The organism is Microvirga sp. GN3 (assembly GCF_055792825.1).
Map to the genome: position 1 here is coordinate 46,125 of NZ_JBVVAK010000039.1, position 14,181 is coordinate 60,305.

The 14,181-nt window shown below is 61.8% G+C and carries 17 protein-coding genes; 9 read left to right on the forward strand and 8 right to left on the reverse strand.

Going from position 1 to position 14,181, the window contains the following annotated elements:
* Positions 1–60 precede the first annotated feature (60 nt).
* Positions 61–435 carry a VOC family protein gene (locus ACS5Q1_RS19520; protein WP_473099734.1) on the reverse strand — a complete coding sequence of 125 codons (375 nt, stop codon included), beginning with the start codon at positions 433–435 and terminating at the stop codon, positions 61–63.
* A 14-nt stretch (positions 436–449) separates the two neighbouring features.
* A complete protein-coding gene (locus tag ACS5Q1_RS19525) occupies positions 450–1,325 on the reverse strand; it encodes an ATP-binding protein (RefSeq protein ID WP_473099735.1) in 876 nt (291 codons plus the stop codon).
* Positions 1,326–1,530: 205 nt separating this feature from the next.
* Between ACS5Q1_RS19525 and yajC the strand changes: the two genes are divergently transcribed.
* The 5 genes from yajC to ACS5Q1_RS19550 all read left to right on the forward strand — a co-directional run bounded on the left by yajC (position 1,531) and on the right by ACS5Q1_RS19550 (position 5,750).
* A complete protein-coding gene (gene yajC, locus ACS5Q1_RS19530; RefSeq protein ID WP_473099736.1) occupies positions 1,531–1,863 on the forward strand; it encodes a preprotein translocase subunit YajC in 333 nt (110 codons plus the stop codon).
* A 90-nt stretch (positions 1,864–1,953) separates the two neighbouring features.
* Positions 1,954–3,561 (forward strand): protein translocase subunit SecD, encoded by a 1,608-nt coding sequence (gene secD / locus ACS5Q1_RS19535; protein WP_473099737.1) that lies wholly within the window; start codon positions 1,954–1,956, stop codon positions 3,559–3,561.
* Positions 3,562–3,573: 12 nt separating this feature from the next.
* Positions 3,574–4,512: a protein translocase subunit SecF gene (gene secF / locus ACS5Q1_RS19540; protein WP_473099738.1), complete on the forward strand. Its 939-nt coding sequence runs from the start codon at positions 3,574–3,576 to the stop codon at positions 4,510–4,512.
* A 4-nt stretch (positions 4,513–4,516) separates the two neighbouring features.
* Complete coding sequence (locus tag ACS5Q1_RS19545; RefSeq protein WP_473099739.1) at positions 4,517–4,903, forward strand: Mth938-like domain-containing protein; 387 nt, start codon at positions 4,517–4,519, stop codon at positions 4,901–4,903.
* A gap of 1 nt (position 4,904) precedes the next feature.
* Entirely contained in the window at positions 4,905–5,750 is an 846-nt protein-coding gene (locus ACS5Q1_RS19550; RefSeq protein ID WP_473099740.1) for a phytoene/squalene synthase family protein, read from the forward strand.
* 270 nt (positions 5,751–6,020) lie between these two features.
* On the opposite strand, the gene trmFO is transcribed toward ACS5Q1_RS19550, so the two are convergent.
* The gene (gene trmFO, locus ACS5Q1_RS19555; protein WP_473099741.1) at positions 6,021–7,439 is read right to left on the reverse strand and encodes a methylenetetrahydrofolate--tRNA-(uracil(54)-C(5))-methyltransferase (FADH(2)-oxidizing) TrmFO; all 1,419 of its coding nucleotides are present in this window, start codon (positions 7,437–7,439) and stop codon (positions 6,021–6,023) included.
* A gap of 86 nt (positions 7,440–7,525) precedes the next feature.
* On the opposite strand from trmFO, the gene ACS5Q1_RS19560 reads away from it, so the two are divergent.
* Complete coding sequence (locus tag ACS5Q1_RS19560) at positions 7,526–8,284, forward strand: glucose 1-dehydrogenase (RefSeq protein WP_473099742.1); 759 nt, start codon at positions 7,526–7,528, stop codon at positions 8,282–8,284.
* A gap of 68 nt (positions 8,285–8,352) precedes the next feature.
* Here ACS5Q1_RS19560 and ACS5Q1_RS19565 read toward each other — a convergent pair whose 3' ends face one another.
* Both ACS5Q1_RS19565 and ACS5Q1_RS19570 read right to left on the reverse strand, forming a co-directional pair.
* Positions 8,353–8,508: a DUF1127 domain-containing protein gene (locus ACS5Q1_RS19565; RefSeq protein WP_203439893.1), complete on the reverse strand. Its 156-nt coding sequence runs from the start codon at positions 8,506–8,508 to the stop codon at positions 8,353–8,355.
* A 352-nt stretch (positions 8,509–8,860) separates the two neighbouring features.
* Entirely contained in the window at positions 8,861–9,745 is an 885-nt protein-coding gene (locus ACS5Q1_RS19570; protein WP_473099743.1) for a calcium-binding protein, read from the reverse strand.
* A gap of 284 nt (positions 9,746–10,029) precedes the next feature.
* On the opposite strand from ACS5Q1_RS19570, the gene ACS5Q1_RS19575 reads away from it, so the two are divergent.
* Both ACS5Q1_RS19575 and ACS5Q1_RS19580 read left to right on the forward strand, forming a co-directional pair.
* The gene (locus tag ACS5Q1_RS19575) at positions 10,030–10,842 is read left to right on the forward strand and encodes a hypothetical protein (RefSeq protein WP_473099744.1); all 813 of its coding nucleotides are present in this window, start codon (positions 10,030–10,032) and stop codon (positions 10,840–10,842) included.
* A 79-nt stretch (positions 10,843–10,921) separates the two neighbouring features.
* Positions 10,922–11,242, forward strand: a complete 321-nt coding sequence (locus ACS5Q1_RS19580) for a hypothetical protein (protein ID WP_203439890.1) — start codon at positions 10,922–10,924, stop codon at positions 11,240–11,242.
* A gap of 79 nt (positions 11,243–11,321) precedes the next feature.
* Here ACS5Q1_RS19580 and ACS5Q1_RS19585 read toward each other — a convergent pair whose 3' ends face one another.
* The 3 genes from ACS5Q1_RS19585 to ACS5Q1_RS19595 all read right to left on the reverse strand — a co-directional run bounded on the left by ACS5Q1_RS19585 (position 11,322) and on the right by ACS5Q1_RS19595 (position 12,712).
* Positions 11,322–11,732, reverse strand: a complete 411-nt coding sequence (locus tag ACS5Q1_RS19585) for a four-helix bundle copper-binding protein (RefSeq protein ID WP_203439889.1) — start codon at positions 11,730–11,732, stop codon at positions 11,322–11,324.
* Between the two features lie 84 nt (positions 11,733–11,816).
* Positions 11,817–12,101, reverse strand: coding sequence for a porin (locus ACS5Q1_RS19590; RefSeq protein WP_203439888.1), 285 nt, complete (start codon positions 12,099–12,101; stop codon positions 11,817–11,819).
* 59 nt (positions 12,102–12,160) lie between these two features.
* Positions 12,161–12,712, reverse strand: coding sequence for a DUF2231 domain-containing protein (locus tag ACS5Q1_RS19595; protein ID WP_473099745.1), 552 nt, complete (start codon positions 12,710–12,712; stop codon positions 12,161–12,163).
* Positions 12,713–12,911: 199 nt separating this feature from the next.
* On the opposite strand from ACS5Q1_RS19595, the gene ACS5Q1_RS19600 reads away from it, so the two are divergent.
* Positions 12,912–14,051, forward strand: coding sequence for a GGDEF domain-containing protein (locus ACS5Q1_RS19600; protein ID WP_473099746.1), 1,140 nt, complete (start codon positions 12,912–12,914; stop codon positions 14,049–14,051).
* The last annotated feature ends 130 nt before the right edge of the window (positions 14,052–14,181 follow it).

The window sequence follows — 14,181 nt, forward strand, 5'->3', positions numbered from 1 at the left end:
GCAATCGGTTTAGATCGGTCCTCGGCCTTCGAGGCCGGTCGAATGAGGGGACGGTGGAGCTCAGCCACCGTCCCTTTCTTCATGGGGAGCGTGAGCAAGAATGTTGACCAGCCTGCCGAACGGGTCCCGGACATAAAACCGACGCACGCCCCAGGGTTCGTCGGCCGGACCGTAAAGAATGGGAAAGCCGGCATTTTTCATGCGCAGGAGGGCCGCGTCCACGTCGTCCACTTCGATGGAGAGATCCGGCAGCGGCGTATCCGAGCCACCTTGGGTCGCCACGCTGATCTGCGCGAGTGCCTTTTCGCCACTGCCGTAGGTTACAATCCAACCCAGATCCATGAGGACCTCAAGTCCGAGGGCATCCTCGTAGAAGCGCTTGGCTGCCGCTAGATCGGACGCCTGGATATTCGCGACGATCCGTTTGACCCGCATGGCGGTGGCCCCTCTTATATTGCCTTCCCCAGCCTCCCGGCCAGATCCTGGATGAACTGCCACGCCGTGCGCCCCGAGCGCGCCCCACGGGTGGTCGCCCATTCCAGCGCTTCGGCGCGGATCGTGTCGCGGTCCGCCTGCAGGCCGAGATGGTCGACATAGCCGAAGACCATGTCGAGATACTCGTCCTGGCTGCATTTGTGGAAACCCAGCCAGAGGCCGAAGCGGTCCGATAGCGAGACCTTCTCCTCGACGGCCTCGCCCGGATTGATGGCGGTGGAGCGCTCGTTTTCCATCATGTCGCGCGGCAGCAGGTGACGGCGGTTGGAGGTGGCGTAGAAGATCACGTTGTCGGGGCGACCCTCGATCCCGCCCTCCAGCACGGCCTTGAGCGACTTGTACGAAGTATCGTCTGCATCGAAGGAGAGATCGTCGCAGAAGACGATGAAGCGGTGCGGATCAGGGCGCAGGAGGCTCATGAGATCGGGAAGGGTCTCGATGTCCTCCCGGTGGATCTCGATCAGTTTGAGGGGGAGCGAATCGCTAAGCTTGGCGTGGTTGATCTCGGCATGGACCGCCTTGACCAGGGACGACTTGCCCATACCCCGGGCTCCCCAGAGAAGCGCATTGTTGGCCGGCAGGCCCCTGGCGAAGCGCTGGGTGTTCTCAGCCAACTGATCCCGAACCCGGTCGATGCCGCGCAAAAGGCTCATCTCGACCCGGTTCACCTTCGGCACGGGAGAGAGCCTACGCCCCGCCGCCTGCCAGACGAAGGCGTCGGCCGCCGTAACATCGGCGTGAGCGGTGCCGGCGGGCGTAAGGCGCTCCAGGGCATCGGCAATGCGCGTCAAAAGCGCTAGGGATTCAGGGGAGTTCAGGTCTGCAGGCATCTTGAGTCAGAACCATCCAAGGTGGGTGAGGGGACTGCTTAGCGCAAAAAGCGTCAAAGGGTCCATGGAAGGAGCCTTGGGAAAGGCCTTCAACTTCATTGATTTCGGCGAGTCGATGGGTATAGTCCGCCACGCTTTGTAATCCCGTCTGGCGCGGGTGGGCCCAAAATGTGCCTGCCACGCGCCTTTATCCATGGAGAGCCGCTTGTTCATCACACCTGCCTTCGCACAAGGGGCCCCCGCGGGGGGCGGAATGGAGATGATCCTTCAATTCGTCCCGTTCATCCTCATATTCGTCATCATGTGGTTCCTGATCATCCGGCCCCAGCAGCGCCGGGTGAAGACCCACCAGGAGATGATCAAGAACGTGCGTCGCGGCGACACCGTCGTCACCTCCGGCGGCATCATCGGCAAGGTGACGAAGGTCCTCGAGGATTCGGCCGATATCGAGGTCGAGATTGCCGACGGCGTGAAGGTGAAGGTGGCTCGGGCCATGATCTCCGAAGTTCGCTCCAAGAGCGAGCCGGTCAAGGCCTGATGTGAAAAGAAGCCGGCCCTTCCCACCTGCGAAAGGGCCGGTTCGCCGCAGATCGATGCGGCAGGGTGTGTGAGAAAGGTTGAGCTGACGATGCTGCGCTTCTCGAGATCGAAGATCATCGCCACCGTGGCGATCATTGTGATCGGCCTGCTTCTTGCGGTTCCGAGCACGATGAATCGCGAGCAGCGTCAGGCCTATTTGAATGCCATCCCGAGCTGGGTGCCGTCCTGGCTCATCCCGTCCCGCGCCATCGTGCTGGGCCTCGATCTGCAGGGCGGCTCCCACGTCCTCCTCGAGGTCGACAGCCAGGATCTGCTGCGTGGACAGATCACGATTCTCCGCGATGACGTCCGCCGCATCCTGCGCGACACCCGCGTCTCGTCCCAGAACGGCATCCAGACGGTTCCCCGCGGCGTCCAGATCCGCGTTCCGGACGCGGCAGACCGCGACCGGCTGATGCCGCGCCTGCGCGAACTGGCGCAGCCCATCGGGAATGCCATGTTGGGCCAGGCCGGCGGCAATTCCATCGAGATCAACACGACCCCGGATGGCGTGATTACGCTGACCTATACGGAGGCCGGCATCAACGAGCGCGTGCGCCGCGCCGTCGATCAGTCCATCGAAGTCATCCGTCGCCGCGTGGATGCCACCGGCACCACGGAGCCCAGCATCCAACGCCAGGGTGCCGACCGCGTTCTGGTTCAGGTTCCGGGCCTGCAGGACCCGCAGCAGCTCAAGGCGCTCCTGGGTGAGACCGGCAATCTCGAGTTCCGCCTGCTCGCGCAACCTGGTGCAACCGATGTCGACCTGCTTCCCATGGAGGATGCGGGCGGCCAGCGCGTTCCCGTCGAGCGCCGGGTGATCGCCGAGGGCGGCGACCTGACCGATGCCCAGCCCGCCTTCGACCAGCAGACCAACCAGCCCATCGTCAATTTCCGTTTCAACATCCGTGGCGCTCAGCGCTTCGGACAGGCGACGACGGAAAATCTCGGACGCCAGCTCGCCATCGTGCTCGACAATCGGGTGATCTCCGCACCGACGATCCAGTCGCCGATTACCGGTGGCGCAGGCCAGATCTCCGGCAGCTTCACCGTGGAGCAGGTCAACAACCTCGCCGTTCTGCTCCGCTCCGGTGCTCTGCCCGCCAAGCTCACCATCGTCGAAGAACGCACCGTGGGCCCGGGTCTCGGACGTGACTCGATCGAGGCCGGCAAGATGGCGACCTATGTGGCAGGCATCTTCGTGATCATCTTCATGTTCGCGACCTATGGCCTCTTCGGCCTGTTCGCGAATATCGCGCTCCTCGTTCATGTAGGCCTCATCTTCGGCCTCATGTCGGTGCTGGAAGCCACGCTCACGCTGCCGGGCATCGCCGGTATCGTTCTGACCATCGGCACGGCGGTCGACTCGAACGTGCTGATCTATGAACGCATCCGCGAAGAAGCGCATGCAGGGAGATCGATCGTCTCGGCCATCCAGGCGGGCTTCGACCGGGCCTTCGCAACCATCGTCGATTCCAACAGCACTATGGCGATTGCGGCCGTGATCCTGTTCTTCCTCGGCTCCGGTCCCGTGCGCGGCTTCGCGGTCGTGTTTATCCTCGGCATCCTGACGACGGTTCTCACCGCCGTGACCCTGACGCGCATGATGATTGCGCTCTGGTATCACTGGATGCGTCCCAAAGCTCTTCCGTTCTAAGGAGTGCGTATCGTGCGCCTCGTTCGCCTCTGGCCCGAAAACTCACACTTCGACTTCATGCGCTTCCGGCGCTACTCGTTCCCGCTGTCGGCTCTCATCTCGATTCTGACCGCGTTGATGCTCTTCAGCGGCGGCCTCAACTTCGGCATCGATTTCCGGGGTGGCACGCTTATGGAGATCCAGGCCAAGTCCGGTCAGGCCAATGTCGGCCAGATCCGCCAGACGGCCGAAGGTTTCGGTTTCGGCGACGTGGAGGTGCAGGAATTCGGCACCGCCGGCGAGGTTTCGCTGCGCTTCCCGATTCAGGCTGGCGGCGAGGCTGCGCAGACGGCCGTGGTGCAGAAGGCGCGCGACACCTTCGGTGCGGATTACGAATTCCGCCGCGTCGAGACGGTGGGGCCGCGTGTTTCGGGCGAACTCGTCCAGTCCGGCACCATCGGCGTCGTGCTCTCGGTCATCGCGGTGCTGTTCTATCTCTGGTTCCGCTTCGAGCGTGAGCTGGCGGTTGCGTCCATCATCGGCACGCTCCACGACATCGTGCTGACCATCGGCTTCTTCGTGATCACACGGCATGAGTTCAACATGACCTCGATCGCGGCGATCCTGACCATCGTGGGCTATTCGCTCAACGAAACGGTGGTGGTGTTCGACCGGACCCGCGAGCTGATGCGTCGCTACAAGACGATGCCGGCCGAGGAACTGTTGAACCTGTCGATCAACCACACCATGTCCCGCACCGTGATGACGGCAGCGACGACCGCGCTCTCGCTTCTGGCGCTGGTGCTGTTCGGTGGACAGGCGATCCAGGGTTTCGCGCAGGTCATGCTCTATGGCGTCGTCATCTGTACGTATTCGGCCATCTGCATTTCGTCTCCCATGCTGATCTATATCGGGCTGCGCGGATCGGAGACCGTTAAGGTGTCGGAGAGCAGGGCCGCCGCAGCGGAGTAAGACCATGAACAATGGTCGCCTCTATGATGGCTTCCTGCCTGGACGCTATCCGTTCGATGCCTATGGCAATGGCGGCTTCCGCTTCGCGGACATGTCCCATCGCGGCTCGCTGCTGGCTCTCCCGTCGGGGATCAGGGCTTGGCCCATCAACTCCGTGGCCGAGCTGACGGATGAGGCGCTCGATCCCATCTTTGCCGAAAGCGACGAGCTGGAATTGCTGCTCTTCGGAACGGGGACGGATATCGTGGCCTTTCCGGCCGCGTTTCGTGCGCGCTTTCGCGACGCGGGGATCAGTCTCGACGTGATGCAGACAGGAGCGGCCGCTCGCACGTACAATATCCTGCTCGCCGAGAACCGCAAGGTCGGCGCCGCCCTGATCGCCGTTCCCTAAGATGGCACCACAGGCAATCTCCAACTTCGCCCATTGCGAAGCCCTCGTGCGCGAGGCCGATCCGGACCGTTACTGGGCGAGCCTCTTCGCGCCCGCCGACAAGCGCCCGCACCTTCACGCGCTCTATGCCTTCAATTTCGAGGTCGCCCGCGTTCGCGAGGCGGTGCGCGAAGCGCTGGTCGGCGAGATCCGCCTGCAATGGTGGCGCGATGCTCTGCAGGGTGAGGCGCGGGGCGATGTGCGCGCCAACCCCGTGGCGGCAGCGCTCGACGATACCATCGTGCAGTTCCGCCTGCCCCGACAATCCTTCGTCGACCTGATCGATGCCCGGATCTTCGATCTCTATGACGATCCGATGCCGAGCCTGAACGACTTGGAAGGCTATTGCGGTGAGACCTCGTCGAGCCTGATCCAGCTTTCGAGCCTCATCCTCGCCAATGGCACCAATCCTGGCACGGCGGATGCTGCCGGCCATGCAGGTGTGGCTTACGCGATCACGGGTCTGCTGCGCGCTTTCCCGCATCATGCGCGGCAGGGGCAGGTCTATGTGCCTGCCGACATCCTGACTCGTCATGGAGTGGTGCGCGAGGATATCGTGACCGGACGCGGCGGGCCGGGACTGAAAGGTGCGCTGGCCGATCTGCGCGCCGCCGCCCGCAGGCACGTCGAACAGGCACGCACCTTGCGAACGACCATTCCTGATGCGGCGAAGCCAGCCTTCCAGCCGCTTGCGCTGGTGGAGCCTTATCTCAAGACGATGGAGTGGCGGGACTACGATCCGTTCCACACCGTCGTGGACCTGCCGCAATGGCGGCGGATCTGGGCGCTCTGGCGCGGGCCGTTTTAGAGAGCGCAGTATCTTCCACGTCATCCCGGACGAAGCATAGCGCAGATCCGGGATCGTTTTCAGAATAGAACACTGTCATCCCGGGGCCGCGCAGCGGAGCCCGGGATCCATATCCGCTGACGATGCAGAACAAGGTGTGCCGCTGCCGCCCTGTCCTGAAGCGTCGTGTTTATGGATCCCCGCCTGCGCGGGGATGACAGGTTGAGGTTTTGGCGCTTGTCCTGCGTCCGATCCCGGATCGCCTGACGGCGTCTGGGATGACAGTGGGTATTACTCCGCCGCTGCCGGAAGTTCCCCGCCTGACATCCAAGCCACCAGATCCGCGCGCGCGCGATCCGTCAGCGCCTTTTTTCTGGCGATGGCCTTGGCCGGGCCACGCAGACGCTTGCCGTCTTCGGCCTTCGGAGCTTGGGCCAGCGGCGGGAACAGGCCGAAATTGACGTTCATCGGCTGGAAGGAGCGTGGCCCCTCGTCGATGGTCTCGATATGCCCGCCGGTGATGTGGTTAATGAGCGCGCCGAGCGCCGTGGTATGCGGCAACGGCTGGATCGGCTGGCCCAAACGTTCGGCGGCGGCGAAGCGGCCTGTCATGAGCCCGACGGCGGCGCTTTCCACATAGCCTTCGCAGCCGGTGATTTGGCCGGCGAAGCGCAGGCGCGGCATCGCTTTCAGGCGCAGGGTCGGATCGAGGAGCTTGGGAGAGTTGAGATAGGTGTTGCGATGGATGCCGCCGAGACGCGCGAACTCGGCATTCTCAAGCCCCGGGATCATGCGCAGGATGCCGGTCTGCGCGCCGTATTTCAGCTTGGTCTGGAAGCCGACCATGTTGAACAGGGTGCCGAGCGCATTGTCCTGGCGCAGCTGCACGATGGCATAGGGCTTCTTGTCGGGATTGCGCGGATCGGTGAGACCGACCGGCTTCATCGGTCCGTGGCGCAGGGTCTCGCGACCGCGCTCGGCCATGACCTCGATGGGCAGGCAGCCGTCGAAATAGGGGGTGTTGGCCTCCCATTCCTTGAACTCGGTCTTGTCGCCAGCGAGCAAGGCATCGATGAAGGCGTTATACTGCTCCTTGGTCATCGGGCAGTTGATATAGTCCTTGCCCGTACCGCCCGGCCCGACCTTGTCGTAGCGCGACTGGAACCAGGCCACGTCCATGTTGATGGACTCGCGATAGACGATGGGCGCGATGGCGTCGAAGAAGGCGAGCGACGTCTCGCCCGTCAGCTGAAGGATCGCCTCGGCCAACGCCGGTGAGGTGAGGGGGCCGGTGGCGACGATGACGGAGGACCAATCCTCCGGCGGTAGACCAGCGATCTCGCCACGCTCGATGGTGACGAGCGGATGTGCCTCAAGCGCCGCCGTCACAGCGTCAGAAAAGCCCTCGCGATCGACTGCCAGCGCGCCGCCTGCGGGCACCTGATTGGCGTCGCCTTTCGCCATGATGAGTGAACCGAGGCTTCGCATCTCCTGATGGAGCAGGCCGACCGCGTTGGTTTCTGCATCGTCCGAGCGGAAGGAATTCGAGCAGACGAGCTCGGCGAGACCTTCCGTTTTGTGCGCGTCGGTGCCGCGCACAGGACGCATCTCGTGGAGGATGACGGGCACACCGGCCTGGGCGATCTGCCAGGTTGCTTCTGAACCGGCGAGGCCGCCGCCGATGACATGGATGGGTTCGATGGTGCTCATATTCATTCTCCCGAGCGGCTTTGTTGACTCCCTCGGGAGCCCTGGTCAAGCTGAGCTGGTTGAGTTTTGGAAAGGCTTTGAACGCCATGCAATCCAGGCGTCCCGTCGTCCTTATTACAGGTGGTAGCCGCGGCATAGGGGCTGCTTTGGCACAGCTCGCAGCGGCTCGGGGCTACAATGTCGCCATTACCTATCGGTCCGAGCGCGAGGCTGCCGATCAGGTCCTTGCCGCCTGTCGGGCGTCCGGGGCTGCTGCCGTCGCGTGCCAGGGCGATGTCGCTATCGAGGTCGATATCATGCGTATGTTCGACGAGGCGGAAGCTGCGCTCGGACCGATCTCGCATGTGGTCAACAATGCCGGGATCACGGGCAAATCCAGCCGTCTGGAACAGGCTTCTTCAGAAACCATTCGGGCCTGCATCGATATCAATGTGCTGGGAGCGATCTGGGTGGCCCGGGAGGCTGCGAGGCGTCTGTCCACAAGCCATGGGGGACAGGGCGGAACCATCGTCAACATCTCGTCCGTTGCCGCGGCCCTGGGGAGCCCGAACGAGTATGTCTGGTACGCCGCGTCGAAAGGGGCCGTCGACTCTCTGACCGTTGGATTGGCGAAGGAGCTTGCAGGCGAAGGTGTCCGGGTCAATGCCGTGTCGCCTGGCATGACGAAAACCGACATCCACGAGCGGAGCACCCAGGATGCCGGCCGCTTGGAGAGGCTGCGTCCCTTCATTCCGCTGAACCGGATCGGAGAGCCCGAGGAAATTGCCGAGGCAGTGCTGTTTCTGATGTCGGATGCCGCATCCTACATCACCGGCGCCAATATTCCGGTCTCGGGCGGGCGCTGACCCCGCCCTAGAAAAGCGAAAGCCCGCCAGAGGCGGGCTAGGGCCTTTTGCTGCGATGCAGCGAAGTTTTACGCGAAAGCGTTCTGGCGAGCAATGCTCTCGATCTGGAACCGGGAGATGCCGAGATCGTCGAGCTCGCGGTCCGAAAGCAGCGACAGCTCACGGACAGTCTCGCGATAACGCAGATAAGCGCGGACTTTAGAGAGGATGTAAGAAACGAACATTGGGAACTCCTATTCAGTTGCCGGCCCGTGTTGACCGGTGCCTTTGTTCTTGCGTTTGCAGTGCGGTATATACGCATGTGCGGTGCCGAAGAGGAGTGGTAATAATGTAGGTCTGTTATGCTTTGGTAGCATAACGTCCTAATGCCACGTTAATCGTGCTGCAGGTCGGGAATGGCTTGCCGTTGGAGATTTTGGGGTCAGAAATAGAAAACGGCCCTGAAAACAGGGCCGCCCTGAGGAGCGGAGGCTCTCTTCTATAAGTGGCGCATCGTTCTCGCGGAAAATCGGATCCACTTTTCACTGGCGTCGCCCTTCGGGTCGCTGACGCGGCCCTCTGGGTCCGCACGATGCGCTAGAGCACGAAGAAGTCCGCCTTGGTGAGGGTCAGCCCGGTGCTCAGCTGGGCGAATTTCACGGCCGCGACGCCTCCGACGCCGTCGGCATCGTAGAGAAGGGCGCCGCTCTGCTTGCTGTAGATGATCCGATCAGAGGAATCCTGGGCGCCTGAACCGGTGGTGAAGACCCCGCTCGCCAGCCAGCCGTCACGCCCGACTCGTGTGAAAACCGCATTGTCGAGCATGATCGTATCATCGACAGGCCGGAAATCGATGATCCGATCCACATTGGTCCTGGACGGTCTCGCATCGAAGACGAAGTAATCCTTGCCGGAGCCGCCGGTCAGCTGGTCGCTGTCAGCTCCGCCGCTCAGGTAATCGCTGCCGGCACCGCCGCTCAGGATGTCGCGGCCCGTGCCTCCATACAGATCGTCGTCGCCCCAGAGCCCGTAGAGCTTGTCAGCACCGCTGTCGCCGTAAACGATGTCGTCGCCATCATAGGAATAGACGGTGTCGTTGCCCGCTCCGCCGCGGATGATGTCGTCGTAATCGTTTCCGTAGAAGGTGTCGTGCCCTCTGTTGAGGGTCACGTACCACGCATAGCCCTGAAGCTCGTCGACCGTCGTGTAAAGATCGAGGCCCCGGATGGAGAGAACGTCTTCGCCGTCATTCTCGTAGAGCAGGTCGTCGATGATGACGGTGTAGTCGTCGCTCCAGTACCAGGCGGTGAAGTAGTCCACCAGGGCGCTGCCATAGACTTCGTACTCGGCGACCTTTCCGTCATCATAGACGAGGTCTGTCGTGACCGATGGGCTGGCCCCTATGAATGCCCAGCCCGAACTGCTGGTGCTGGACATGTTGAAGCCTACACCCGCTGCGTTGAACGCCTGAAAAACTGCCATGGCTGCGCTATTCCCGATGAACGATCGATAGCGCTAAGCTAGAGCGTTAAACGTGAACTTAAGCTGTATGGACATGAAGTTCGACGTTCATGGTTATGGTAAAGATTTGGTTGAAGTTATTATGCTGGCACTTCTGCTCGCCTCATTATGACAGTTTCGAATTTTGAACAAATGTTCATCTTGGCTCAGAGCTTTCCATGTAAGATCTGTTACTTAAAGTTATTCGGAACAGTCTCCAAAGGCCGGCGTTCATCCCGCACCTTTACTTTTTTGGAGATGGTTCCATGAGAAAGATTGCTCTTGGCGCCGCCCTTCTCTTGTTGAGCAGCGCGGCCTATGCCCAAACATCGACTCAGACGAACACCAATACCAACACGACATCGCAATCGTCTTCGGATTCGAACACGCTGCTGCGCAATCAGACCGGCAGCAGCCGGACACAGACTGAGACTACAGGTGCAACGCGCAGCGAGTCGTCCGGCGCGCAAATTAACGTCCGCAATCGTCAGGAAACGGGTACGCGCGTCGGTATCGAGACCCGTGAGCGCTCCGGCGTGTCCGTCCGCTCCCGTACGATCCGCGAAGTCGAGGAGCCGAGTGTCTCGGTGACCCGCCGCCGCAGCGTGACCACCTATGAGGAGCCTGATACCGAGATTCGCCGCACCGTTGTGAAGAAAAAGCCCACCAAGAAGGTGGCGGTGAAGAAGACCAGGCGGACCAACAAGGTCGTGACGAAGAAGCGCCGCTATCAGGTGGTCGAGGAGCCGGTGGAGGTTCGTCGCCGGACCGTGCGTCGCTATGAGGAGGTCAATGAGCCGAGCGTGTCGGTGCGAAGCCGCACGACAATTCGCCGAACCGGGGATGCCTCGCCAAGCGTCGGCGTATCGGTGGAGCAGCGCCGCTCCAATGACGTGAATGTTTCGACGAGCCGGACGCGCTCGAGCGCGCCTGAGACGACAGGCAGCGTTTCGACCCGCAGCCGAACCGATGTGAACAGCAGCTCGGGCGGCAACACGTCGAATTCCGGAAGCAGCTCCATCAACATGCGTCTGCAGCAGCGCGGCTCCTCCTCGGAGGGCAGCAGCCCGAACCAATAATGGCAGTGGTTGGGAAAGGGGCCAGATCGATGGCTCCTTTCCGGATCATCCGATTCAAGACGCGTTCAGGAGTATGAGGATGAAAAAGCTTTTGGTAACGATCAGCGTCGCGCTTTTGGCGGCGACGTCCTTCAGCGGCGCGGCGGATGCCCGCCCCGGCAAGGGCAAGGGCCACGCCTACGGCCATTACAAAAGCCACAAGGCCCAGCGCTACTACGTTCAAAGACGGAACAACAACAATGCCGCCATCGCGGCCGGCGTGACCGGTGCGATCATCGGTGGCGCGCTTGCTGCAACGGCCCGGCCAACATACCGGACCTATGACAGGTCTTATTACAGGACCTATGAAGCACCCAGGCGGACCTATTATCGTGAGGACTATTACGATTACGGGTACTGAAACGGATAGGGCGCCTTTGGCGCCCCTTCTGTTTTTCTCGCCGATTGGATTCGGATGAGTTTCGGAGGCAATTGATACCTCAGTGGCGAGCGCTCATGCTGGCGATGGCCTGTCGGCAGGCCTGTTCGCAACGGCGGCAGGCCTCGGCGCAGACGCGGCAATGCTCATGCATGCTGGCATGGCGTTCGCATTCGTCTCCACAGAGGCGACAGGCGGTCATGCAGGCATTGAGCATGTGACGAATGACATCCTCATTGGAGCCGGTTCGCCGCGTGGCGACCGTTCCGGTTGCCATGCATATGTCGGCGCAATCCATATCGAGGCGGATACATTGCGTGAGCTGGGCAACCATCGGTTCGCCCAGGCATGCATCGGCGCAGGATGTGCAGGCCTGTGCGCAATCGAAGCATTCCTCGATGCAGCGGATCAGGGCGTCGTTGGTGTCGCCTTTCACATGGGGATGGGTGCTGATCATTTCATGAGCATGCATGTTTGCCTCCTTGTCAGACGTGAGAGGAGTGCAGGCTTTCAGCCCTTGTCCGCCCAACGGAAGGAGATGTGAATGGTTCCGAGATCAGCGCCCCAGATTCCCGGCGGAAATGACGGCCCGTAAGGGACCGTATTCCGTCTGCTTCCTCACGTCGAGCTTCACGCGACCGCCCGCATGCGTCCCGTAGGCATCGGAGGAGCGGTTGCGCGTTGAGCCGACCAGCGTTTCCGCTCTCACCCGACCGCTGATGCGCACGCAGGTATCGGAGGCCTGAAGCATAGCAAAGCCAGGCGGGCAGGCGGTGACCGCCTGCGCCTGACTGATCAGCGCAAGGCTGGAAAGAACGAAGGCAAAGGCGCAATGCTTCATAGCAAGCTTGAGTTTAGCGGCCTCGCCCCGAAAATGACAAGGTAATTGCCTTGCAGAACTCAAACGCCACCTGATCCGGTCCGCCGCCCATAGGATGCGGCAACGTCCGATCGGTCCACCTCCACGTGGAATTGCTCGGCCTTGGGGCTGTAATCCCGGATGGCGCCGATGCCATAGCGGTAAGCGAGCTCGCCACCGAGCCAGCCGCTGAACAGGAGGAGAGCCGTCTGGATGCCTGACAGCCAGATACCCCAGCCCTGGACCCCCGCAGCCGGATCGCCCAGGCGGACGCCGACATTGATAAGGGCCAACGCGACCACCGTGAGATTGGCGACCATGTGCGCCCAGGAGACCCATACGTTGCGCACCCGGTCGATGGTCACGAAATCGATCATACCGGGAATGGCGGCAATAAGTGCGGTAACGATGCCTGCGATCAGGAGCCAGTAGGAAGCCTGGGCCCAGAACGCATCCTGGGTCGCGAGGAAGGCGATATCGGTTCCGAAAGCCCCGATCAGGAATGCGACGGGGAAAACGATCAGCATGTGGTGAAGTGGGTGGCCGGCGATGGCCGCGGTGCTCTGGACGCCATGACGATGGTACATGCCCATGAAGGTCTCCCTCTACGGTGCTTCGCTAGGAAAATGCCCCGGTCAAGTCTTCGTTCCGGAGCCCTGGCTCAAAGCGCCGCCCCGATCCGTCGCAGGGCTGGGTTCTGGACATCGGGGAGCGGATGGGGGATAGCGTAGGCATGCATTCCCCTGCGGAATGGGTCGTAGGGGTCCTCTGCGACTGTCCGGTCGAACTCCCATGGCAGCCGCTTCGATGGTCCTTGATCCTGCCACGCTTACCGTCGCCTTCGTACTGCTCTCGGCAGTGCTTGGAACTTTGTTGCTTTTCTCCTGGATGCTGAATCGCACGGTCAAGGCTTTGGCATGGTGGGGCAGCGCCTTCTGGCTCATTGCCGTGGGAATCGGATCGGCCAATCTTGCGCAGGGACAACCGGCTTATGCGATTCTGCTCGTGGCGAACGCCTTGGCCCTGTTGTGTTATGGCGTCCTGTACACTGGCTGCAGGATCTTCAACGGACGACCTGCGCCCCTGACGGCGATGCTTGCCGGGGTGGCTGTCTGGATCTGCGCTTTTCCATTCATCTATAGCTCGCACGGCTATCGACTGATTCTCGCATCGGCGATCACCTTTGTCTATTCGTCCCTCTCGGCCTGGGAACTCGGACGCCATGCTTCGCGACCGCTGGCCTCCTCGCGTATGGCCGTCGTGCTTCTGCTGGGGCTTGCCGCTTTCAATTTGTCCCGTGGGACGCTTGGGATCACCCTGACTTCGGTCTCCTGGATCGATACCTTCGCGAGCCGCTGGTCGCCATCCATGGCGCTCGTGCTGGTCATGTTTGGCCCGACCTTGGCCTTCATGTTTCTGTCCATGGCCAAGGAGAGCGTCGAGTTCGAATATAAGCAGGCTGCCTTGGTCGATCCTCTGACCGGCGTTCCCAATCGGCGCGCCTTCATGGAGAACGCTTCTCAGCTCCTCGCCCGGCTCGGCAACAGGCCGACGAGCTGCCTGCTGTTCGACCTCGACAACTTCAAGACCATCAACGATAGCTACGGCCACGATACCGGCGACCGCATTCTCACGATCTTCGGAGACGTTCTGGCAAGCCATCTGCCGCAACGAACCTTCGGTCGTTTGGGCGGGGAGGAGTTCGGCGCGATCCTGTCGCTGGATTCCCGCGAGGCGGCTCTCCTGGCGGACCGGATCCGACATGCCTTTTCCATGGCCGGAGCCAACACCCTCGGTGGTCTGGCTAACGTGACCGTCAGCGTCGGCTGCGTCACGGGAGCAGGCATCGATGCCGGGGCGCTGCTCCGGCGTGCCGATGCGGCGCTCTATCAAGCGAAGCGCAGCGGCCGCAATATCGTCATCGCGGCCTGACGGGCTTAGAGCATCGGACCCAAAAGTGGACCCACTTTTGGGATTCAATCCGATGCTCCACTCTTTGAAGAGCGCATCGTTCGGCGCGGAAAACCGGGTCCACTTTTCCGCACGATGCGCTAGGAGGTTA